Below are 22,987 nucleotides of genomic sequence, written 5' to 3' on the forward strand. Positions count from 1 at the left end.
ACACGGTCCATGGTGCCAAGGACCTCCGACAATTCCTTTGACACCCTTGTCCACCTGCTATGACGGCGCACGGATGCCTAGCGTTCACGGTAGTGGTTCCTACTCGTTGGACGGGGGACCGGGAAGCGGGGCCGGCGATGAGAAGCGTGAAGATCATCGGGGCATCAGGACTCGCGCTGGCGTCATTCGCCGTCGCGCCGACGGTCAGTGCACCGACGGCCGCCGCAGGATGCGTGAAGAGCAGCGGAATCACCGTCTGTGATCAGGACGACGCGGGCAAGACCGGCCCCGTGGTGCCGTATCCGTGCGATCTGGACTGGTACTGCTACGACGGGTCGACATGGGACCTCGGCATCGACGTGGCGCCGTCACCGCCTCCGGACAGGCCGGATATCGGCCGGCCTGGTCGGCCAGATGTCGGACGGCCGGGGACACCGGGTAATCGGCCCGGTGGCGGCGGGGGCGACGGTGGCCGCCGATGATGCGCTCAGCATGTGTGTTCGCGGCGGGCGTCGTCGTCGTCGCTCTGGTGGAGGCGGCGCCCCCTGCGGCGGCCGACTGCACCAGCGCGGGCGGCACGACCATCTGCTCCCAGGGCGAGGTCCGTGGCGCGGACACGGGCAACGGACCCAGCGGGTCGTCAGGCCCGTACGTCCCGTACCCGTGTGATTACGACTGGTATTGCAACGACGGCGTCACGTGGGACATCAACATGGACTGGGATCCCGGTGTCGGCATCGGTGCGCCTGGACGGCCAGGCAACCGGCCTGGCGGTGGCGGTGGCCGGCCCAGCGGTGGGCGCGGCGGACGACGATGACGGAATCCCGAGAAACCGAGGAGAAGACAGTGGCCACATCACTCATCACGGCGCGGCGGATTATCGCGGGCGCGCTCGGCGCGGGTGCCGTCCTGGTCTGCATGGCGACGCCGGCGCAGGCTCAACCGAACTGCACCGCAGCCGATCTCGCGGGCATCATGGCGGGAGTGACCGCGTCGACGTCGGCGTATTTGTTCACTCATCCGCAGGTGAACGACTTCTTCACCTCGCTCAAGGATGTGCCCAAGGAGCAGCGGCAGGCGGCGCTGGCCGACTATGCCGCGGCGAATCCTCAGGTGCAGGCCGAACTTCAGGGAATCCGGCAACCCGCGGTCGATTTCCGTAATCGCTGCGGCTAGGTGCCGGCGGCGGCCGTTTCGAGCGGTTGTACTCCGTTCGGGCCGAACCGTTTACCGGTGCGCTCCAGGCGGCGAGCGAACAGCCGCTGCAGTGGCGTCGCGACGAACGTCGTGATGATCGTCATCACGGCCAGGATCGTGTAGAGCTTGCTCGAGATGAGCCCGGCTTCCAGCCCGATGTTGAGCAGGATGAGCTCCATCAGGCCGCGGGCGTTGGCCAGCGCCCCCATCGATCCGGCCTCGTACCAACTCATGCCCTGCCATCGTGCGGCGAGCCCGATGGCCCCGAACTTTGCGGCGAACGACACGACGAGCACGACACCCGCCATCACCAGCGTGGAACCGTCCAGGATCAGGCTGAGCTGTGTGTTGAGCCCTGAGTAGATGAAGAACCCGGGCAGCAGCAGGTAGGCGGTCAGTGGCTCGAAGCGTTCGCGAATCCTGTCGAGGAATTCGCCGCGCGGCATCATCAGCCCGGCGACGAAAGCGCCGAACACCGAGTAGATCCCGACCAGATCGGTGAACCAGCTCGCGGTCAGCAGCACCAGCAGGACGATGGAGAGCTTGGCGATCGGCAGGCCGCCGGTGCGTTCGGAATCGCGGCGGGGCGTCCATGTGTCGAGGCGGGCGAGCAGCGGCCGGCCGAGGTAGATCATGAACAGCAGATAGAACAGACCGCCGCCGACGGCGATCACGGCGCCGAACACGCTGCCTTTGGCGGTCGCGACGACCGTGGCCAGCAGAACCCATGAGCACGCGTCGTCGACCGCCGCGCACGACAGTGACATGGTGCCCAGCCGGGTGTTGAGCAGCCCCGAGTCGTAGACGATCCACGCCAGCATCGGAAACGCGGTGATGGCCACTGCCGCAGCGACGAACAGCCCGCCCTGCCAGTGCGCGACCTTGTCGGTGAAGTAGCCGCCGGAGTCGACCATCCACCACCCGACGACGCCGCCGAGGACGAGCGGTACGCCGATGCCGGCGGCCGACGTGGCACCTGCCTGGCGTGTGTGGGCGCCGAGGATGTCCAGCTTGAACGACGCGCCGACCAGGAACATGTAGAGCACCAACCCGAGTTGCCCGACCACGTAGATCGCGATCAGGTTGGGATGCGTGACGGTCTCGGTGCCGATGGTCAGTTTGGTCGGGAACAGCCACTTCTGGGCCTGCGGCCAGATCGCCCCCAGCACAGACGGACCCAGCAGAAACCCGGCGACCATGATCGCGACCACCTGCACCTGGCCCAGGCGGCGGAACAGCGGCCACAGCAGCCGGTAGGTCGCCAGGATCACGACGATCTGCAGGAAGAACTGGTAGGTGATGGTCAGCAGCGGCGGCATGTCAGCGCTTCTCCGCCCACCGGAACACCTTGAGACAGGCCAGCAGTCCGATGACGGTCCACGCCGTCAGCACCCAGAAGATGCGCCCGTGCTCCCAGCTGCCGGCCGGTTCGAAGGCCTCCATCTCGGGCGGCAACAGCACCGATCGGAAACCCTGTGCCATCCACTTGACCGGGAACAGTGAACCGATGGTGAGCATCCACACCGGCAACACCATGATCGGGACGTAGGTGCCCGAGATGAATTGCAGGCTGACCGCCGGGCCGTTGGTCAGCACCGCGGCCGAGACGGCGTTGTTGGCGACGTTGCTGATCAGGATGCCCAGCAGGGAGCAGCTGGTGATGCCGAGCGCGAACACCCACCCGAGGGTGAGCCATTCGTTGATCCCGGCGGGTAGTCGCAGCCCGAACGCGAACAGTCCGACCGCGAGCAGGATGACGGCCTCGGCGATGCTGGCGACGGCGACGAGGGCGATCTTCCCGACGAAGTAGGAGGTCGCGGTCGCGGGCGTGCCCCGAAGCCGCCGCAGCGCACCGGTTTCGCGGTCGGCAGCGACGCTGATGCCGAGGTTGATGAACGACGTCGACAGGATGCCGTAGGCCAGCATGCTGGCGGCGATCACCGCGCTGGTCGTCGTGTCGGTGCCGGCGATCTTCGCCGAGAAGATCGATCCCAGCAGCAGGCAGATGATCGCGGGCATCGAGAAGGTCAGCACCAGCTGCTCGGGACGCCGGTAGAACATCTTCAACTCGGGGATCACGCGGGACAGTCCGATGCGCAACGGCGACGGTAGCGCCGTGGTGGACCGTGAGCTGTGGCGGGCCCGTGACGACTGCGACGATGTCGTCATCACGTCGCCCCGATCAGCTGCAGGTAGGCGTCTTCCAGGCTGGGTCGGGTGACCGTCAGCTCGGTGAGTTCACCGCCACCGGCGGCCTGGGCTCTGATGAACTCGGTGGGACGGTCGGTGTGCACGATGCGTTCCTGCCCGCGCTCGACCCAACGTACGGTCGCCGTGGTGTGCGCCGCGGTCAGCCGGTGGGGGGTGTCGACGGCCACCAGCCGCCCGGCGGCGATGACCGCGACGCGGTCGGCCAGCGCGGCGGCTTCCTCGAGGTAGTGGGTGGTGAGCACGATCGTGGTGCCGTCGGCGGCGAGAACCCGGATCAGATCCCAGAATTGGCGTCGCGCTTCGGGGTCGAAGCCGGTGGTCGGTTCGTCCATGAACAGCAGTTCCGGGCTGGCGATGATCCCCAGCGCGACGTCGAGCCGGCGCCGCTGCCCACCCGAGAGGGTGCGCACCCGCGCCGCGCTCTTGGCGGACAGCCCGACGAGGTCCAGGACGTCCCCGGGTCGGCGGGCTCTGCCGTAGCACTGGGCGAACATGCGCATGGTCTCGGCCACGGTCAAGGTGCCGAAATCACTCGCGTCCTGCAGGACGATGCCGATGCGCGAGCGCCAATCCCGGTCGGCGGTGCCGGGATCTTCGCCGAGCACCCGGACCTCCCCGGCGTCGCGTCTGCGGTGGCCCTCGAGGATCTCGATGGTGGTCGACTTGCCCGCCCCGTTGGGCCCGAGGATCGCGACCACCTCGCCGTAGGCGACGTCGAGGTCGAGGTCACGGACGGCCTGCAACTGGCCGTAGGACTTGCTCAGTCCCCGGACGTGCACGGCCGGTGCGAGTTCTGCTGCGGTCACTGCGTGTCCGGACTTCCTTCGGCACCGCTTTCGATATCGGCCAGCAGCGCCCGCAGCTCGTCGTCGGACAGGGTGGCGATGAGGTTGTCGAGATCATCGGAGGCTGCCGTCTCAGACGGCACGGTGACTGCTTCGTTCTCGACACTCTCGGCGTGGATCGCCCTCAGCTCGGCCAGAATTCGCGCGGCGAGCGAGTTCACGCTGACCCCGCGCAGAATCTCCAGTACCGGCAGGTCGATCGAGAACATCGTGTTGATGCGGACACGGAACTCCATTGCCATCATCGAGTCCAACCCGAGATCGTCGAGCATGGCATCGGGCTCGACATCGTCTGCTGCGCAGTCGAACACCGCGGCGACGATGCCTCGGACGTGCTCGGTGACCACGGGGAGCCGCTCGGCGTCGGGAAGTGCGGAGAGTGCGTCGAGCAGGGACGCCGCCCCGGCTTCGCCGGACGCGTCGCCGCCGGTCTCGAGGTCCCGGTAGATCGCCGGCAGGTGCGCGCCGAAACCCTGGCGGGCGCGATTCCAGTCCGCGGTGATCGCGACGACGTGGGCCACCTTCTGGGACAGCAGACGGTCGAGTATCCGAACCCCGGCCCGCGGGGTGATCAATTCGATACCCCGGTTGGCGTAGATCTTCTCGAGTTTGAGTTCCTCGACCATCCCGACCGACCACGGTCCCCAGCCGATGGTCAGCGCCGGCAAGCCGCGGGCTCGACGGAAGTGGGCGAAGGCGTCGAGGAAGGCGTTCGCTGCGGCGTAGTTGGCCTGCCCCGGGGACGCGATCACCGAACCGGCGGAGCCGAACATCACGAAGAAGTCGAGATCTTCCTTCTCGAATGCGTTGTGCAGCAGGCGGGTACCGATCACCTTGGGCGCCATGACGGTGGCGAAGTCGTCTTCGGTCATGCTGACCAGGAGGCGGTCGTCGACCGATCCGGCGGCGTGCACGATGCCACGGATCGGCGGGCAACCGGCCCGGTCGTGCTCGTCGCGCCAGCGTTCCACGTGCTCGGCGTCGGTGATGTCGACTGCGACGCAGCGCACCTGGGCGCCAAACCGTTCGATGCGGCGGATCGTCTCGACGGTGGCGTGCTGGGCGTCTGCGGGGTCGAGGTGCGACCAGCGGGCGCGCGGCGGCAGCTCACGACGGCTGAGCAACGTGATGTGTCGAGCCCCGCGCTCGGCGAGATAGAGCGCCACACTGCGTCCCAGCGCACCGGTGCCACCGGTCACCACGTAGGTCGCGGTGGCATTGAGCTTGGTGGGGAAGGGCTTTGTCAGCCCCGGGCACGGAAGCAGGCGCGGCGCGAGGGTGCGGTCACCGCGGAGCGCGATCTGGTCCTCGGCGTCCTCGTCGAGCAGGTGCGCGTAGAGGCGCCCGGCGACCACGTCGGGATCGTCGGCGTCGTCGATGTCGACCAGACCGCCCCACATCTCGGGGAACTCCTGGTGCCCGACCACTCGGCCGAGTCCCCACACGGTGGCCTGATCCACGGCCAGGTCCTCGGTCCCCAGGGCGGGTTGCGCATTCGCGGTGACGATGTGCACGCGCGGCGGTGAGCCGTCGCGTGTGGCCAGCGCGTTGATCGCGTGCAGGAGGGCGTGCACCCCGAGGCGGTGATCGGAACCGGAGTAGATGTCGACCGGCCACAGATCGACGACGGCGCTCAGCCCGCCCTCGCGCTGGTGTATCTGCGTGATCAGCTCGCGGAGCTGTTCTCCGCGTAGCGGATCGACGGCGTATCCCGTGTCCGTTTCGGTGAGGTCGGCCACCGATTGGTGGGCCACCTCGATGACCCGGTGCCCGTGCCCGGACAGCTCACGCGCCAGTGCCGAGCCGAATCCGATGGTGTCGCAGAGGATCAACCAGGTTCCGGTGGTCGGCTCGGCAGGCATCTGCGCGGGTGCACTGTCGCGCCACTGGACGCTGTAGAGGCCCCGGTCGATGCGTTCGGTCGACATCGCCGACGAGGCGCTCAGTGACTGCACCGTGAACCCCTGCAGGACCACCAGTGCCTGCCCGAGTCGATCGACGACGGTGATGTCGCTCTCGATCTCCTCCCGGGTGGCGGCGACCACCCGCACGTGCACGGTCATGTCGGACTCCGGACGCCCGTAGACCGCACAGTGCCGGATTCGGGTCGGCAGATACGTTGCCTGCGTGGCATTCTCGGCCACGGTCGACGTGCCGAACAAGCCCTGCAGGGCACCGTCGAGCAGCGCCGGGTGGAAGGAGAACATGTCGATCTCGTCGGCCACCACGGCGGGCAGACGCAACCGCGCTCGTGCCCAGCCGTCGCCACCGGTGACGTCGCGCACCGGCCGGAAAGCGTCTCCGTAGGCGAACCCGAGAGTCGTGGTGCGCGCGTAGAACTCGTCGGCGTCCAACGCCGCGACGGAGTGGTCTTCGGCCCCGTGGTCGTGGGTCGGGACGGGGGGAAGAGTGTTGAGTTCGGCCGTCGCGGTGACGATCCAGCCGAAGTCCCCGTCTCCGATCCCGGTGAACGCGGTGAACTCGATCTTCCCGTTGTCCTCGTTCAGTGTGGTCCGCACCAGCGGATCGCAGGTGTCGTCGAGCAGGAGAGCGCGATGCAGCACCAGATCGTCGACGCTACAGGCGCTTCCATAGGTCTCGCTGGCGGCTGCGAGCGCCATCTCGAGGTAGACGGCGCCGGGCACCACGACCGCACCCTGTACCTGATGGTCGGCCAGGAAGGGCTGCGAGACGACGCTGAGCTCGACCTCCCAGGTGGGGTGGGGACCGGCCACGGGCTGGCCGAGCAGTGGGTGCACCGGCGTGTAGTGGAGGTCCTCGGCCGCCTCCCGCGTTTCGTGCCAGAAGCGTTTGGACTGCCACGGATAGGTCGGCAGCCTCAGAAGATGGGCATCGCCGTCGCGGTGGAATGCTTGCCAATCGATGTCGTGGCCGTGGCTGTACAGCGCCGCCAGACCACCCAGCAGGGTGCGGGCGTCGTCGTCCCCTCGGCGCTGGGTCGCCACCACTGCGACACCCTGCGACCCGGCGATCTCCAGGATCGACGACGCCAGCACGGGGTGGGGCCCGAGTTCGATGAAGTGGGTGTAACCGTCGTCGAGCATCCGTCGGGCGGCGGCCTCGAAAAGTACTGTGGCACGGCAGTTCTGCCACCAGTACGCGGCACCTGCCGCGTAATCGGTGAGCCGTTCCCCGGTGACGGTCGAGTACAGCGGAATGCGGCTCTGTGCCGAGGACAATCCGTCGAACGCGGCGAACAGGTCGTCGCGGACGAGGTCCATGTAGTGCGTGTGGTAGGGCACCTTGACCGCGAGATAGCGGTTGAAGACCTCCGCCTCGTCGAGCTGGCGCACGATCTCGGCGAGCACGTCCTGCTCGCCCGCCACCGTCACGGCGAACGGGCTGTTGATCGCGGCGATCGACACGCGGTGCCCGAATTCGGCGGCAGCATCGGCGTCGAGAGTCTGCATCAGTGTCTCGGCGCTGAGGCCCACCGCGAGCATGCGTCCCATGCCGGTGGTGCGTTGCTGCAGGCGGCTGCGGTGGTAGATCACCTCGACGGCCTGCTCGAAGGTGAGTAGGCCGGCGAGGTAATGCGCAGCCACTTCGCCGGCACTGTGCCCGATCACCGCATCGGGCGTCACGCCGTAGTGGGCGAGCTGCTCGGCCAGGGCGATCTGGATGGCGAAGTTGGCCGGCTGCGCCACCTCTGTCTCACCCATCCGCGAATCTGCTTCGTCACGGCGGAGTTCGGCGAGCAGCGACCAGTCGGTGTAGCGCGAGAGTTCGCGATCGGTGCGCTCGATGCTGGCCGCGAACACCGGGTGGGTGTCGAGCAGGCCACGGCACATCTTCCACCACTGCGGGCCCATGCCGGTGCAGACGAACGCCAGCTTCGGGGCGTCGGCGCCGGTGCGACCGATCGCCGATTCCCCGCCGGTATCGGCCAGTTCGAGCAACTGCTCGCGGGCTTCGTCGACCCCGGCGACGGTCAGCGCTCGGCGATGACTCAGATGGCTGCGGCGCCGGCTCAGGGTGTAGCCGAGGTCGGTGAGGCGGATGTCGGCGTGGGCCAGCAGGTGGTCGGCCAGCTGGCGCGCCGTTGCGGCCAGCGCCTCCGGGGAGCGGGCGGAGACGGGGAGCAGGGTCAGCTCGTCGGTCGCGCGCCCGTCGGACGATGTTGCGGCGGTGGGCGGTTCGGCCAGCACGACGTGGGCGTTGGTGCCGCCGAAGCCGAAGGAGTTGACCCCGGCGATGCGCCGCTGCCCGGGCGGGAACGGGCGCGTCGTGCGGGGGATGTCGAGGTTCAGCTCGGCGAGCGGGCTGCTCGGGGTTTTCAGGTGCAGGCTGGCGGGAATCTGGCCATGCTGCAGGGTCAGTGCGGCCTTGATGAGTCCCGCGACCCCGGCGCCGGCTTCGAGGTGGCCGATGTTCGTCTTGACCGACCCGATCAGCAGCGGATTCTCGGGTGTCCGGTCGGTCGCGAGTGCGCCTGCCAGAGCGCGGGTTTCGACCGGGTCGCCGACCGGCGTGCCGGTGCCGTGGGCTTCCACGTAGCCGACGTCGGTGGGTGCGACACCGGCGCGCCGCAGCGCCGTGCTGATCGCGGCGCGTTGGGCGTCTTCGCTGGGCACCGTGATGCCGTCGGTGTGGCCGTCCTGGGTGACCGCGGTACCGAGGATCTGCGCGTAGATCCGATCACCGTCGCGCACGGCCTGCTGTAGCGGCTTGATGACGACGACGGCGCCGCCCTCGCCGCGGGCGTACCCGTCGGCCGAGGCGTCGAAGGCCTTGCAGCGGCCGTCACCGGCGAGGAAGCCGCTCTTGGATTCGGCGATCGCCGTGTTGGGGCCGACGATGATGTTCACGCCGCCGGCGAGTGCGAGTCGGCAGTCGCCGTTCCAGATGCTCTGTGCGGCAAGGTGAACGGCGACCAACGAGCTGGAGCACGCCGTGTCGACGGCCATGCTCGGACCGCGGAAGTCGAACGCGTAGGAGATGCGATTGGCGAGCATCGTCATCATCATCCCGGTCGCCGAATGCGGCTTGAAGCGGAATCTGCTGGTGCGGCCCTGGTTCTGGAGCAGCTGATAGTCCAGCGTGAAGCCGCCGACGAACACGCCGACGTCGGTGCCGGCCAACGTGTCGGCGGGTATTCCGCCGTCTTCCAAGGCTTCCCAGGTGGCGTGCAGCAGCAGTCGCTGCTGCGGGTCGAGCAGGTTGGCCTCGCGGGGAGAGATGCCGAAGAAGGCCGCATCGAACTGGTCGATCTCGTCGAGGTATCCGCCCCGGCGGGTCACCATCTTGCCGGCCTTGCCGGGTGCGGGGTCGTGGAATCGCGGGGCGTGCCAGCGGGATTCGGGCACTTCGCGGGTGGCGTCGGTTTCATCGAGCAGCAGCCGCCAGAACTGGTCGGGGGAGTCGACGCCCCCGGGTAGCCGGCATCCGATGCCGACGATCGCCAGTGCCTCGCGATCGTCGTGGTCAGCTGTCGTCATCGGGCTGCCGCGGCGCACAGCACCCAGCCGGTGGAGATGGGATCGATCTCCTGCTGCTCACGGAAGATGGTGCGCAATTCCCGCAGCAGCCCGTCGCGCTGCCATGCCTGCGCCTGGACCATGACGTCGTCGTCGGAGAACCGGGAGGCCTTGTCGGCGACGACGGTGTCGATCACCTGGCCCGCGATCTGGCGCAGCAGCAACGCATTGGCGTCGAACTGTTCGCGGACCGCGTCGGAGGTCCCCATCATCGCGTGGTGCAGCGTGGGCATGAAGTTGAGCGGGACGTACAGGTCGACGAACCGGGCGGGGGCGGGATCGCGCTCGACGGCGGCCCATTCGCGGAAGAACAGCTGCATGCGATTGCTCAGATCGATCAGACCCTGCAGATAGGGCACCAGCTCGGGGTCGTCGGCAACCTGGGTGAAACGGTCGTTGCTGTAGAGGAATCCGATGAAGCCCCAGTAGAACGCGATGTCCCAGATGACCTTCACCGACATGACCGTCGGTGACCCCATCAGCACGTACTGGTCGCGGTAGATGTTGCACCACATGTCGGTCAGCGAGCGGAACATCGAGTCGCCGATCGCGGCGCGGGCGATGACGTCTGCCCCGTCGAGTTCGCGGGTGATCATGTCGGTGACCAGGCCGTTGCCGATGGCGACCAAATCGAGACCGGAGGAGTAGAGCGGGTCGAGGAACACCCCCGCATCGCCGGTGAGGCACCAGCGTGCCTGCCCGTCGTAGACCTTCTCGACGGTGTGGCTGTACTGCTTCATGACGCGGAAGTCCTTGATCAGCCCGGCGTTCTCGTCGAGGACCGCGGCGCACTGCGGTTCGTGCTCACGCAGCCAGACCATGGCCTTGTCGAGGGTGTTGAAGCCGTCGAAGGGGTGAAAGGCCGGGTCGGCGACGATGCCGACGCTGGTGGCACCCGAGGCCAACCGGATCAGCCACACCCAGTAGCCCTCGCCCATCAGATGATTCGTCGAGTATTCGCGTCGTCCCTCGGTCAGGCGGGCGTGCCAGGCGGGGTCGTCGCTCCACTGGCCGACGTCGATCTCGGTGGCGATACGCAGCCAGGCGGCGTTGCAGTGGTGTCCGTTGGCGCGCTTGAGGTCGAGCTCGCGCGGCAGCAGCCGATTGCGCCCGGACGCGTCGACGACCCAGCGGGCCGTCCTCTCGATGTCGTCGCCATCGCGTTGGATCGTCACCCGGTGCGGTGTCGCATCGTCACCCAGCGCGACGGCACGGACTCGCCCGGTGGCGAATTCGACGCCGGCGGTGAGGCATCGGCGGTGCAGTTCGTTCTCCAGCCGGCCCCTGTCGATCTGATAGGTGGTCTGTGGGACGAACGCGCTGCTGCCGACTTCGACACGGCGGCTGATGTCGGTGTTGTCGTCCTGGCTGAAGAACATTCGCAGGCCCATCTTGCGGATCTGGTGGTTCTGCAGATGGTCGGCCAGTCCGAGGCGGTCGCGCAGATAGTGCGCGGAGATCTCGACCGTCGACTCGCCCACGGTGTGGGTGATCTCGGGGACGGGGTGCGGGGTGGGTTCGACGACGAGGACGCGCGTGCCGGGGCGGGCGGAACGCAGTTCCAGCGCCAGGGTCAAGGCTGCGACACCGCCGCCGATGATCGCGACGTGGTGATCGCTGGTGTCGTCGTCGCGAGCCGCGAGTCGGGTCTTGATGCGGCGCGCGAGGGCGTCTCGCGCTGTCTCGTCGAGTTGTGACAATTGCGCGCGGACGTCCACACTCGTCCTTTCCTCGTAGAGCCCAAACGGGTGGCCAGAGTTCGGAGATTACACGCGGCGAGGGTGCCCTCGCGGGCGATGAAACGACCTGACCGGCCGGTATGCGCAGGTCGCGCAGGTGGCCCGCGGTGCCGGTGGCCGCGCTGCGAGGTACCCGGCCGTTGTCGGTTGGGACAGGTGTCCCGCGGATGGGTTAGCGGCCGCCGAGAGAGCGGCAATCTAGCTGCTCTGACAGGTGTCAGCGACTTTGCTGTGAGTGGTTCGTCCGAGCGTCAGCGGCTCGTCCGTCGTCGCGGGACGATGTTGATGACGGGATTCTTACGTCTCGCTCTGTGCGCGTAGCGCCCGCTGGTAGCGACGCATCCCCGAAATCCATCGGTCGTAGTCGCCACCCTTGTGCCGGTACATGTCCAACAGCTCGGCGTGCGGGAGCACCAGGAAGCGGTCGGCGAGCATCGCCTCGATCGTCGCTGTCGCAACGTCGTCGGCGGACAGTACCGCGGCGGATTGTTCGATCGATGATGCACCGAGTCGGGCGTCGGGGTCGTCAGTGCTCCGAACCGCCTGCAGCAGCGGTGTTTCCACGCCGAGCGGGCACACGCAGCTGACCCCGATCCCGTCGTCGCCGTAGCTGATCGCCAGCCATTCGGCGAAGCCGACGACGGCGTGCTTGCTCACCGCGTAGCCTGCCGCGCCGAGCTGGGTCAGCAGCCCTGCCGCCGAGGCGACCGACACGAAGTAGCCCGAGCCCGTCGACTGCCAGTGCGGCACAAGCACTCTCGCGGCCCGGATGTGGGCGCGCAGATTGACGTCGAGGATGGTGTCCCAGTCCTGTTCCGTGCCGAGCCCCGGCCGGCCGATGATCCCGGCGTTCGCGATGTAGATGTCGACGGGGTCGAATTCGCGGCTCGCCAACGTGATCATGCCCTCGATGTCGACGACGTCGGAGGCATCGGCCCTCAGGCCGATGGCCTGCCCGCCGCCCGACCGGATCGCCTCGGCGCACGCGTGCGCACCCGCCTCGTCGAGGTCGCCGATGACCACGCGTACGCCGCGCGAGGCGAGCCCGCTCGCGAGCGCAGCGCCGATACCCGATGCCGCGCCGGTGACGATCGCGACCTTGCCGTCCAGTTCCATACCGACGATTCTCGACCGCGAGCGCGCGCGGAATGTACGCCGGACGCGGCGTGTCGGCGGACAAACCCGCTCGCTCGCGGAACAAGGGGCCTAGCCGAAGTGGACGCCCTGGGCCAGGGGGAGCTCGGAGGAGTAGTTCACCGTGTTGGTGGCCCGGCGCATGTAGGCCTTCCACGCGTCGGAACCGGACTCGCGGCCGCCACCGGTCTCCTTCTCGCCGCCGAACGCACCGCCGATCTCGGCGCCCGAGGTGCCGATGTTGACGTTGGCGATGCCGCAGTCCGACCCGTCGGCAGCCAGGAAGCGCTCCGCCTCGCGCACGTCAAGAGTGAAGATTGCCGACGAGAGACCCTGCGGCACAGCGTTGTTCAACGCGATGGCCTCGTCGAGCGTCTCGTAGGTGAGCACGTAGAGGATCGGCGCGAAGGTCTCCAGCGTCACCACCTCGCTCTGCGCCGGCATGCGGACCACCGCGGGGCGCACGTAGAACGCGCCCTCGTCCCCGACGTCCACCCGATCGCCGCCGATCACCTCGCCACCCTCGGCCCGGGCCTGCTGCAGCGCGCCGACCATGTCGCGGTAGGACCTCTCGTGGATGAGCGGCCCGACCAGCGTGCCCTCGGCGGACGGGTCGCCCACCGGCAGCTGCTCGTAGGCCGCCACGATGCGGCCCACCAACTCGTCGGCGATCGACGAGTGCACGATCAGCCGGCGCAGCGTCGTGCACCGTTGTCCGGCCGTGCCCGCCGCGGAGAACACGATGCCGCGCACCGCCAGGTCGAGGTCGGCCGAGGGGGTGACGACGGCGGCGTTGTTGCCGCCGAGTTCGAGCAGCGCCTTGCCGAAGCGCTGCGCGACGCGAGGCCCGATCTCGCGGCCCATACGCACCGAGCCGGTCGCCGACAGCAGCGCGACGCGGCGGTCGTCGACCAGCTGCTCGCCCACCTCGCGGCCGCCCTGCACCAGCTGGGAGACGCCGGCGGGCGCGCCGACGTCGGCGCATGCGCGGGCCAGCAGCGCGTGGCAGGCCACCGCGGTCAGCGGGGTCAGCTCGGAGGGCTTCCACACCACGGTGTCACCGCAGACGAGCGCCACCGCCGTGTTCCACGCCCACACCGCGACCGGGAAGTTGAACGCGGTGATGACGCCGACCACGCCGAGCGGATGCCAGGTCTCCATCAGTCGGTGCCCGGGCCGCTCGGAGGCGATGGTCTTGCCGTAGAGCTGGCGCGAGAGGCCGACGGCGAACTCGCAGATGTCGATCATCTCCTGGACCTCGCCCAGCGCCTCGGAGGTGATCTTGCCGGCCTCGATGGTCACCAGCGCACCCAGATCCTCCTTGTGCTCGACCAGCAGCTGGCCGAGCCGGGCGACCAGCGCTCCACGGACCGGGGCCGGTGTCGTGCGCCATGTGGTGAAGGCATCCGCGGCCGCGGCGACCGCCGCGTCGATCTCGTCGGCGGAGGATTCGGCGACCGTGAACAGCACGTCGCCGTTCACCGGGGAGCTGGCGGTCACGCCGCCGGCGTTCGGCGCGCCGAGTTGGACCTGGGCGCCCACCGCGGCCAGCGCCTCTTGCGCGCGGGCGCGCAGCGCGTCCGATGTGGGGAGCGTCGAGGTGACGGTCGAGGTCATGAAGAGGCTGCTTTCTCGTAGAGGTGATAGGGGTCGTGGATGTGGTGGCCGATCGTGGCGGCCATCCAGTCGCGGCTGTAGTCGGTGTGGTCGGCGCCTTCTGCGGTTGCGGAGTCGCCGTCGAGGTTGGAGCGGAAGATGCCGGCTGCCGAGGCGGGCAGGAAGTCCTCGTAGACGACGGGACGGGCCGGATCGCCGCCGTGGTAGTAGGCCAGTCCGGAGGCGGCGAGTTCGGCGTCGGTGGTGGGGAAGTGCACGTCCCACTCCGCGGCGGGATCCGGGCCGGCCATGGCCGCGTCGTATCGCTCGCGGCCCAGCGGGGTCAGCGCCACGCCGCGCTGCTCGACTTCGCCGAAGCGCACGCGCAGCGTCCCGTCCACGACGGAACCATCAGGTTCGCGGAACCGCCGTGGTTCGGCCAGCGCCCGGAAAGACGTCTGGCGCAGCAGCACCTGCGGGCCGACGGTGCGGGGCGGGCCCTGGATGTGGTCGATCATCGTGATACCGCGCGCGGTCATCTGCTGCTGCAGCGCGTCGATGTCGAGCACCCGGGGCGTCAGGTGGTTGATGTGGGTGGACCGCACGCCGGCGATGTCGGCGGCCACCGCCGACACCGCTGACAGTTCGTCGTACCAGCCACGGTCGATGGGGTCGCGGGACAGCGCGAACGCCGAGACGGCGGCGGTGACGAAATTCCGCGCGTCGGCCGACGGGCAGGCGCCGTGCGCGGCGATGCGGCGGGCGGTCTCGATCAGGGCCGGGTCGAAGAGCTGCCGGGCGTCGAGGAAGCCGGTGACTCGCTGCGCCAGGTCGTCGGAGAAGAACCGTCGGTCAGCCACGGCCAGCATCGACGTGAACACCCGGAAGGGGTTGCGGGCCAGCTCTTCTGGCTCGATCGGCCGGAAGGCGGTCGACACCACGGGCACCGGGGACGCCGCCTCTCGCAGGTCGTAGTAGCCCACACCGAACATGCCGAATGCGGCGAAGAGATCGGCGACCTGGGCCAGTTCGGCGGCGTTGCCCACGCGGATCGCACCGTGTCGTTCGGCGGTGACGCGGTCGAGGGAGCCGAGTCGCTCCGCGTCGCCGTGGGCGGCGACGACGCCCCGGTTCACCTCGGAGCTGACCTCCACCAGGGTGTGATAGGCGGGCACTTCGGCGCCGTACATGGCGGACAGCCCGGCGGCGAATTGCGCCCGCAGTTGCCAGGTTTGGACGTCAGCCACCGGTCCTCCGATACAGTGCGGCCATGACCGGGCCCGACGAATGCCAGCCGCTGGACGAGATCGACCGTGTGCTGGTGCGCGAACTCGTGGCCGACGGCCGGGCCACCCTGGCGCACCTTGCGGCGACGGCGGGCCTGTCGGTGTCGGCGGTCCAGTCGCGGGTGCGTCGCCTCGAATCGCGAGGCGTGGTCACCGGATACACCGCCCGGATCAATCCCGAGGCGGTCGGCAACATGTTGTCGGCGTTCGTCGCCATCACCCCTCTCGATCCGTCGCAACCCGATGACGCCCCCGCCCGGCTCGAGCACATCTCCGAGATCGAGGCGTGCTACTCGGTGGCCGGTGACGACAACTATGTGCTGCTGGTCCACGTGAAGTCGGCCAAGGCGTTGGAAGGCCTGCTGCAACGCATCCGTACCGCGGCCGACGTCAAGACCCGCAGCACGATCATCCTACATAAATTTTACAGCGATAGACGCTCTGTGCCGGATTAGTTCCTGTAGTCGGGCCTAGAAGCAGAACATTTCAAGATCAGAAATGTCGACTGTCCGTAAACGCCGTCCCTCGCGGCCCGATCTGGGTGCAGCTCGGTTCGGTAACGAATCGGGCTGAGGTGTTTGCCTCGTGCCACAGTAGCCACCTGACGGAGGGGAGGGCGTGGCCGAATGAGCCTGCTCAGGAGACGTGGCGGACGGATCGGGCTCGGCGTTCAGTCCAAAGTGCTGATTGCTCTTCTCCTCGTCAGCGTGCTGTCGGTGTTGGTCACCGGATCCATCGGCTACGTCTCCGGCACGAATTCGCTCCGCTCCGCCGAGTTCAAGAACATGACCCAGGTGCGGGAGTCGCGGGCCCGCGAGATCACCCAGTACTTCCGCACTGTCAGCGATGCCGCGTCGATCGTGACGCACGGGGCGACGACGGTGAATGCGACCCGCGATTTCGCAGCCGCCTATCGCGAGCTGGACGCGACGCCTCCGACACCGGAGGATCGCGACGCTGTGCGCCGCTACTACGACACCGTGTTCGCGCCGGAGCTGAGCAAGCAGTCCGGCCAACCGGCGGACCCGACGCTGTTCGTTCCCAACGGCAACGCCGCGATCGCGCTGCAGAACGCCTACACGGTGCCGGCGGGCGGTGACTTTGAGAAGGCGCTGACGCTGCGGGCAGCGGGGCCGCCGGATGCCTGGTCGGAGGCCAACGATCGCTATCAGCGCTTCTTCGCCGACCTGACCACGCGATTCGCGTTCGAGGATTCGCTGCTGATCGACACGTCGGGCAACGTCGTCTACACCGCGTACAAGGGCGCCGATCTCGGCACGAACCTGTTCACCGGGCCCTACAAGGCGACCCTGCTGGCGGACAGCTACCGCAAGGCGCTGCAGGCGACCTCGGTCGACCAGACCTTCATCACCGACTTCGAGCGGTACCCGCCGGCGTACGACAAGCCGACGCTGTGGGTGATCTCGCCCATCGGCGACGGCGGCGCCATCCAGGGTGTGCTCGCCCTGCAGTTGTCGATCGACGGCATCAACGACGTGATGACCGGCAACCGCGAGTGGGAGGCCGACGGACTGGGCGCCACCGGCGAGACCTACCTCGCCGGGCCGGACCGGTTGATGCGGTCGGTGTCGCGGCGGCTGCTCACCGACCCCCAGGCCTTCGTCGGGGAGGTCGTCGACAACGGCACGCCCACCGAGGTGGCCGAACGTGAGGTGGCCGTCAAGGGCAGCACCTTGTTGCAGCCCGTGAACACCGTCGCGGTGGATCGAGCGCTCGAGGGTGAATCGGGCACGGTGACCGACAACGACTACATCGGTCCGGCCTCGCTGGTGTCCTACATGCCGCTCGACATCCCGGGACTGAACTGGGTGCTGGTCGCCAAGATCGACGAGGACGAGGCGCTGGCCCCGGTCAATCAGTTCGCGCGCAACATCGCCCTGTCGACAGCGACGATCGTCCTCGTCGTCTGCATCCTCGCGCTCCTCCTGAGCCGTATGCTGACTCGCCCGGTCGCGCGCATCGCCGACGCTGTGCGCAGAGTTCGGGGCGGCGAGGTCGGTGTCAGCATCCCGGTCACCACCAAGGACGAATTCGGCGATCTGGCAGCCGAATTCAACGACATGTCGGAGAGCCTGCGCACCAAGCAGGAGCTCATCGACGAGCAGCGGCGCGAGATCGACGATCTGCTGGCCACCCTGATGCCCGAGACGGTCGCGCAGCGGTTCCGCCAGGGCGAGCAGGCCATCGGCGGCGACCACCGCGACGTCTCGGTGATCTATGCCGAGCTGCTGCACTTCCAGGACTTCGCCCGCGCGCTGTCGGCCGAGGAATCCGTGCGCACCCTCAACGATCTCATCGAGGCGTTCGACGCGGCCGCCGAGCGGCACGGCATCGAACGAGTGCGCAACCTGCACAACGGCTTCCTGGCCACCTGCGGGTTGGTGGTGCCCCGTGTCGACCACGCCAGCAGGACAGCCGCTTTCGCCGTCGACCTCGTCGAGGTGATCAACGTGTTCAACGATCGACACGATGCGGAGCTGGCCCTGCGGATCGGCATCGACAGCGGCCAGGTCTCGAGCGGTCTGATCGGGCAGCGCACCAGGATCTACGACCTGTGGGGTGAAGCGGTCGATCTGGCGCACCGCGTGCACGCGGCGACCGATCGGCCGGGGATCTTCGTCAGCGATCGTGTGCACGCGAATCTCACGGCGCTCTACACCTTCACCGAGGAGGGCAGGCTGGCCGGTCCCGAGGGTGAGGAGCCGGTGTGGTCACTGCGCGTTCCGGCGAGGTCGGCGTGACCGAGCTGACCTCCCAGCCCTGGTTCTGGCCGACGCTGTCGGTCGTGGTCGCGCTGCCGGTGGCGCTGCTGGTCCTGACCGAGGTCTATCAGTGGCTGGCCCGACGGGGCAGCAGCTACGCCAGGCCGGTTCTGTTGCTGCGCAATGCGGTTCTGCCGGCGCTGGCGTTGTACATCCTCATCGACCAGCTCAACGACTCCGATGTCGAGGCCACCTGGCCGCGGATCGCCGCCACCGTCTTCGGCTTCCTTCTCATCCTGTTCGCCCTCTCGGGCGCCAACGCGGCGCTGTTCGGGGAAGCGCGGCCGGGCAGCTGGCGCGAGCGGCTGCCGACGATCTTCATCGATCTCGGTCGGCTCGTCGTCATCGTGATCGGTCTCGGACTGCTGTTCTCCTGGGTCTGGGGTACGGACGTCGGGGGGTTGTTCGCAGCGGTCGGAGTGACCTCGATCGTCATCGGTCTGGCTGTGCAGTCGGCCGTGGGCCCTGTGATCGCGGGGTTGTTCCTGCTGTTCGAGCAGCCGTTCCGGATCGGTGACTGGCTCGACACGTCCGAGGCCCGCGGCCGGGTCCTCGAGGTCAACTGGCGGTCGGTGCACATCGACACCGGCAACGGGATCAAGATCGTGCCGAACGCGTCGCTGGCCACCGGGTCCTTCACGAACCTGAGTCGGGTGACCGGTGCCGCGTTCCAGGCGACGGCGACGTTGGCATTCAGCCCGGGTGACCGACCCGCCACCGTCGTCGAGATGTTGCGCGCGGTGGCCGACGCGTTGCCCTCTAAAGTCGCCGATCTACCGTCGAAGGTGAGCGCGCTCGGCGCGGGGGAGTACCGGGTGTCGGTCCCGGTGATCGGCCCGTCCGACGAGTCCCCGACGAAGAACCTTCTGCTGCATCGAGTCTGGTATGCGGCTCGGCGCGCCGGGGTGCGCCTGGACGGCGTGGAGCCGCAGGACGACATGACGCCGCACCTCGCCGCGCAGGCGATGCGGATCGGGGCGAGGCTGGGGCTCGACGACGAGACGACGGCCGCACTGGTCGAAGCGGGCCGCCTCGAGTCCTATGCCGAGGGTGAGATCGTGCAGGCGACGGGGTCGATTCCGAAGGCCCTGGGGTTCGTGCTCGACGGTGAGCTGCAGCTGACGGCCACCGCGCGAGACGGCGCGCGCATGCCGATCGGGCTGGTGCAGACCGGCGACTTCATCGGGGCCACGGCGCTGACCCGCCAGCGGGTGCTGACCGGCGCGGTGGCGGCGGCCGAGACGACGGTGCTGTCGATTCCGCGCGATGTCGTCGCGCCGGTGGTGCAGAGCCACCCCGGTCTGGCGCGGCAGATCGGCGGGACCATCGATATCCGCCGGCGGGCAGCCGAAGAGGCGCTCGACCCGGAAAAGAGTCGCGTGTAGCTGCCGTTGACGGGAAACTTTCGGATGCAGACCATTTATTGACGGAATTTTTGCGTTATAGTCGGCGAATGACCGACGTCCTGGCGGCTCCCGCTGTCGCATCCCGGATCACTCCTGACCTCACCCCCGACCAGGTGCGGCCGGTTCTGGCTCGCAGCATCTTGGCCGACGGCCTTGACCTCGTGCTCGACGTGGAGCGCTCCCACGGGTCCTATCTGATCGATGCGCGCACCGGCCGCGGCTATCTGGACATGTTCACGTTCTTCGCGTCGTCGGCGCTGGGCATGAACCATCCGGCGCTGGCCGACGACGAGCAGTTCCGCGCGGAGCTGACCTCGGCCGCGCTGAACAAGCCGAGCAACTCCGATGTGTACAGCGTGCCGATGGCCCGTTTCGTGGAGACGTTCGCCCGCGTCCTCGGCGATCCGGCGCTGCCGCATCTGTTCTTCGTCGACGGCGGGGCGCTGGCCGTCGAGAACGCGCTCAAGGTGGCGTTCGACTGGAAGAGCCGCCACAACGAGGCGCACGGTCGCGACCCCGAGTTGGGCACCAAGGTCTTGCATCTGCGTGGTGCCTTCCACGGCCGCAGCGGCTACACGATGTCGCTGACGAACACCGACCCCAATAAGGTCGCACGCTTCCCGAAGTTCGACTGGCCACGGATCGATGCGCCGTACCTGCGGTCCGGGGCCGGCATCGAAGCGCTGGAACAGGAGTCGCTGCGGCAGGCGCGCGCCGCGTTCGAGGCCGCGCCGCACGACATCGCCTGCTTCATCGCCGAGCCGATCCAGGGCGAGGGCGGCGACCGTCACATCCGGCCGCAGTTCTTCGCCGCGATGCGCGAGCTGTGCGACGAGTTCGACGCGCTGCTGATCTTCGACGAGGTGCAGACCGGCTGCGGTATCACCGGAACCGCCTGGGCCTACCAGCAATTGGGTGTGCAGCCCGACGTGGTCGCCTTCGGTAAGAAGACTCAGGTGTGCGGGGTGATGGCCGGCGGCCGGGTCGACGAGGTCGCGGACAACGTGTTCGCGGTGAGCTCGCGGATCAACTCGACGTGGGGCGGCAACCTCGTGGACATGGTGCGCGCGCGCCGCATCCTGGAGGTCATCGAGTCCGACGGGCTCTTCGAGCGTGCCGCCGACAACGGCCGCTACCTGCTCTCGCGGCTCGACGAGGTGGCTGCGGCGTTCCCGGCGTTGGTGCGTGACGTGCGCGGCCGCGGCTTGATGTGTGCGTTCAGTCTGCCGGGGTCCGCGCAGCGGGACACGCTGGTGGCCCGGCTCTGGGACGCCGGGGTGATCATGCTGGGGTGCGGTTCCGACAGTGTCCGCTTCCGGCCGGCGCTGACGGTCTCTCGCGGGGAGATCGACGCCGCTGTCGACGCGGTGCGTGCGGTGCTCAGGTCGATGTCGGTTCCATCGGCCGGGTGAGTCGGCGGATCGTCGAACGCAGCCGCGGCAGCTCGTCACCGCCCACCAGCTCGCACCCGTGACGCTCGGCGAGTTTCCTTGCCGCGGGCGTGAATTGGTGATTGGTGACGACCATCGTGCGGGTGCAGTCCTGCATCGGCGCGCCGGCCACCACCTCCTGGACGGCGCCGGTGCCGACCGGGCGTGACTGACGCTTGCACTGCACCGCCAGTCGGTTCGGCCGATGCCCGACGATCAGGTCGACACCCCAGTCGCCGGACAGCGGCGTCATGATCACCGGCACCCCGACCGAGCGGGCGATGCGGGCCACGTAGTCCTCGAACTCGGTGCCCGACATCTGGTCTCGGGCGTCGGTCTCACGCGTGCCCGGGGTGGCGGCCCCGACCACGACGGCGGTGAGAAACCCCGGCACGAGCGGCGTGGCGACGGCGATGGCCAGACACCACCACGGCGGCACGCCCCACAGCGCTGCGGTGACTCCGGCGGCGAGGCCGAGTGCACCCGCCCATCGCCACCGAGTCCGCGTCACCACCGGATCGTAGGACTCGGCCCCGACAGGACGTTTACCAGCGCAGATCACGGGGAAGTCACGATCGCATGACGGACCTGTCGGGCCACGAGCGCCGGCTCGGGAGCCAGCTCGCAGATCGAGGCGTGCGCGATGCGCTGCGCACGGGCCTGGGTTTCGCCGTGGCGGGTCTGCTTTTTCTCGTGACGGCGTCGCTGTGGATGGGCACCTGCACGGGCTCGACCATCGATGCGATCGCGTGCGGCGCACCCCAACGTGCGGGCGCCGCGGTCGGCGCGCCGCTCATCCTGCTGTTCGGCGGCGCCGTGTCACTGCTGCGCGGAGCTCGGGTGCAGCGCGACACGTCGGCGTGGTGGGCGTGGCAGGGGGCCGGGTGGACGCTGATCGCACTGACGGTGATCACCGCCCTCCCGGCGCTGCCCTGACCCCGCCTGCTGTCAGACCATCTCCACCAGAACGCCGTTGGTCTCTTCGACGCCGAGCGTCGCGTGCACCCGGATCGTGCCGTCCGCGGGATCAACAGTCGCACACACGATGCCGCACTCTCCCCGGTCGACCCTGCGGGCCAGCGCGGGTGAGCGCTGAGTGAGACCGAGCCCGGTTTCGACGATGTGGGCTGAGGCCACCGACGCCACGGAATCGGCCGCCGCGCCCCGACGCACCACGGACAGCAGCGCGTGCTCTACCGCGGCACGCATCGCACCGTCGGGAAGCTGGGCCTGCTGCCACGCCCGCAGCGCCGCAGTCATCGCGGGGCAGTCGTCGTGGCCGAGCACGACCACCAGCGGGACGCCGAGCGCTTCGACCGCGTACTCGAGGCTGGCCAGGACACTGGTGTCAACTGTGTGCCCCCACGTGCTGACATCGAGCAGCGCGCCGGCGGACTGGCCGAACACCGTCTCGCTGCTGATGCCTGCGTCGGCGCAGCGGAACACCGCCGCCACGGGCCCGTCGCCGGGTGCGGGCACACCGGCCTTCAGCTTCTGCCAGACGGTCGTCGCGTCACTGCTGTCATGTGCCATTTTTCTGTTTCCTTTCGTGGGTTTCAGCTGAAGTACTCGGGGCGGCTGACGTAGGTCTCGGTCACGAACAGCACACCGGGGGAGGAGTCGAGCAGGCGGCGCAGTCCGGCGAGCAGCGCCTCGACCTTGTCGTCGGGGACGACGGTGATGATCAGTTCCAGCGTCGCCTGCTGGTTGAACAGCAGCCGGCCCTGGTGGTAGCCGTGGTGGCCGAGGCCGGACACCCCGGACAGGCTGGTGAAACCGGTGGCGCCGACACCGGCGATCAGGTCTCGCACTGCGGCGGCGTCGTTCCCGGAGACGACGACCTCGACTTTCGTCATCCGGGT

19 protein-coding genes are annotated in these 22,987 nt (G+C 68.5%); 8 read left to right on the top strand and 11 right to left on the bottom strand.

Going from position 1 to position 22,987, the window contains the following annotated elements; genetic code table 11:
* Positions 1-137 precede the first annotated feature (137 nt).
* The 3 genes from ACZ50N_RS06725 to ACZ50N_RS06735 are packed head-to-tail and all read left to right on the top strand — an operon-like array spanning position 138 to position 1,176.
* The gene (locus ACZ50N_RS06725; RefSeq protein WP_046364768.1) at positions 138-482 is read left to right on the top strand and encodes a hypothetical protein; all 345 of its coding nucleotides are present in this window, start codon (positions 138-140) and stop codon (positions 480-482) included.
* Entirely contained in the window at positions 479-817 is a 339-nt protein-coding gene (locus ACZ50N_RS06730; protein ID WP_413783377.1) for a hypothetical protein, read from the top strand. The genes ACZ50N_RS06725 and ACZ50N_RS06730 overlap by 4 nt, the downstream gene beginning before the upstream one ends.
* Before the next feature lie 29 nt (positions 818-846).
* Positions 847-1,176, top strand: a complete 330-nt coding sequence (locus tag ACZ50N_RS06735; protein WP_236693896.1) for a heme-binding protein — start codon at positions 847-849, stop codon at positions 1,174-1,176.
* Here the strand turns inward: ACZ50N_RS06735 and ACZ50N_RS06740 are convergent.
* From ACZ50N_RS06740 to hglS, 8 genes are all read right to left on the bottom strand, one after another.
* Positions 1,173-2,516: a cation:proton antiporter gene (locus ACZ50N_RS06740; RefSeq protein ID WP_464474962.1), complete on the bottom strand. Its 1,344-nt coding sequence runs from the start codon at positions 2,514-2,516 to the stop codon at positions 1,173-1,175. The genes ACZ50N_RS06735 and ACZ50N_RS06740 overlap by 4 nt on opposite strands.
* 1 nt (position 2,517) lies before the next feature.
* Positions 2,518-3,366 (bottom strand): ABC transporter permease, encoded by an 849-nt coding sequence (locus ACZ50N_RS06745; protein WP_046364764.1) that lies wholly within the window; start codon positions 3,364-3,366, stop codon positions 2,518-2,520.
* Complete coding sequence (locus tag ACZ50N_RS06750; protein WP_464474963.1) at positions 3,366-4,214, bottom strand: ABC transporter ATP-binding protein; 849 nt, start codon at positions 4,212-4,214, stop codon at positions 3,366-3,368. Before ACZ50N_RS06750 ends, ACZ50N_RS06745 begins: the two co-directional genes overlap by 1 nt.
* A complete protein-coding gene (locus ACZ50N_RS06755; protein WP_464474964.1) occupies positions 4,211-9,712 on the bottom strand; it encodes a type I polyketide synthase in 5,502 nt (1,833 codons plus the stop codon). The genes ACZ50N_RS06750 and ACZ50N_RS06755 overlap by 4 nt, the downstream gene beginning before the upstream one ends.
* Positions 9,709-11,469 (bottom strand): NAD(P)/FAD-dependent oxidoreductase, encoded by a 1,761-nt coding sequence (locus tag ACZ50N_RS06760; RefSeq protein ID WP_053079297.1) that lies wholly within the window; start codon positions 11,467-11,469, stop codon positions 9,709-9,711. Before ACZ50N_RS06760 ends, ACZ50N_RS06755 begins: the two co-directional genes overlap by 4 nt.
* Before the next feature lie 318 nt (positions 11,470-11,787).
* Positions 11,788-12,606, bottom strand: coding sequence for an SDR family NAD(P)-dependent oxidoreductase (locus tag ACZ50N_RS06765; RefSeq protein ID WP_464474965.1), 819 nt, complete (start codon positions 12,604-12,606; stop codon positions 11,788-11,790).
* 90 nt (positions 12,607-12,696) lie between these two features.
* On the bottom strand, positions 12,697-14,241 hold the full coding sequence (amaB, locus tag ACZ50N_RS06770; protein ID WP_277243329.1) for an L-piperidine-6-carboxylate dehydrogenase: 1,545 nt from the start codon (positions 14,239-14,241) through the stop codon (positions 12,697-12,699).
* On the bottom strand, positions 14,238-15,467 hold the full coding sequence (gene hglS / locus ACZ50N_RS06775; RefSeq protein WP_464474966.1) for a 2-oxoadipate dioxygenase/decarboxylase: 1,230 nt from the start codon (positions 15,465-15,467) through the stop codon (positions 14,238-14,240). The genes amaB and hglS overlap by 4 nt, the downstream gene beginning before the upstream one ends.
* A gap of 23 nt (positions 15,468-15,490) precedes the next feature.
* On the opposite strand from hglS, the gene ACZ50N_RS06780 reads away from it, so the two are divergent.
* From ACZ50N_RS06780 to lat, 4 genes are all read left to right on the top strand, one after another.
* Positions 15,491-15,961, top strand: coding sequence for an Lrp/AsnC family transcriptional regulator (locus ACZ50N_RS06780; RefSeq protein WP_073682757.1), 471 nt, complete (start codon positions 15,491-15,493; stop codon positions 15,959-15,961).
* A 171-nt stretch (positions 15,962-16,132) separates the two neighbouring features.
* On the top strand, positions 16,133-18,268 hold the full coding sequence (locus tag ACZ50N_RS06785) for an adenylate/guanylate cyclase domain-containing protein (protein WP_046364322.1): 2,136 nt from the start codon (positions 16,133-16,135) through the stop codon (positions 18,266-18,268).
* Positions 18,235-19,674 (top strand): mechanosensitive ion channel domain-containing protein, encoded by a 1,440-nt coding sequence (locus ACZ50N_RS06790; protein WP_464474967.1) that lies wholly within the window; start codon positions 18,235-18,237, stop codon positions 19,672-19,674. The genes ACZ50N_RS06785 and ACZ50N_RS06790 overlap by 34 nt, the downstream gene beginning before the upstream one ends.
* Positions 19,675-19,742: 68 nt before the next feature.
* On the top strand, positions 19,743-21,107 hold the full coding sequence (gene lat, locus ACZ50N_RS06795) for an L-lysine 6-transaminase (RefSeq protein WP_046364321.1): 1,365 nt from the start codon (positions 19,743-19,745) through the stop codon (positions 21,105-21,107).
* On the opposite strand, the gene ACZ50N_RS06800 is transcribed toward lat, so the two are convergent.
* Positions 21,076-21,636 (bottom strand): restriction endonuclease, encoded by a 561-nt coding sequence (locus tag ACZ50N_RS06800; protein ID WP_048422353.1) that lies wholly within the window; start codon positions 21,634-21,636, stop codon positions 21,076-21,078. The genes lat and ACZ50N_RS06800 overlap by 32 nt on opposite strands.
* Before the next feature lie 68 nt (positions 21,637-21,704).
* Here ACZ50N_RS06800 and ACZ50N_RS06805 point away from each other — a divergent pair, with 68 nt between their 5' ends.
* Positions 21,705-22,061, top strand: coding sequence for a hypothetical protein (locus tag ACZ50N_RS06805; RefSeq protein ID WP_048422313.1), 357 nt, complete (start codon positions 21,705-21,707; stop codon positions 22,059-22,061).
* Between the two features lie 12 nt (positions 22,062-22,073).
* Here ACZ50N_RS06805 and ACZ50N_RS06810 read toward each other — a convergent pair whose 3' ends face one another.
* The gene (locus tag ACZ50N_RS06810) at positions 22,074-22,658 is read right to left on the bottom strand and encodes a carbonic anhydrase (RefSeq protein ID WP_048422312.1); all 585 of its coding nucleotides are present in this window, start codon (positions 22,656-22,658) and stop codon (positions 22,074-22,076) included.
* A 23-nt stretch (positions 22,659-22,681) separates the two neighbouring features.
* Entirely contained in the window at positions 22,682-22,981 is a 300-nt protein-coding gene (locus ACZ50N_RS06815) for a P-II family nitrogen regulator (protein WP_046364320.1), read from the bottom strand.
* Positions 22,982-22,987: the final 6 nt, after the last annotated feature.

Source organism: Mycolicibacterium obuense, from assembly GCF_055397605.1.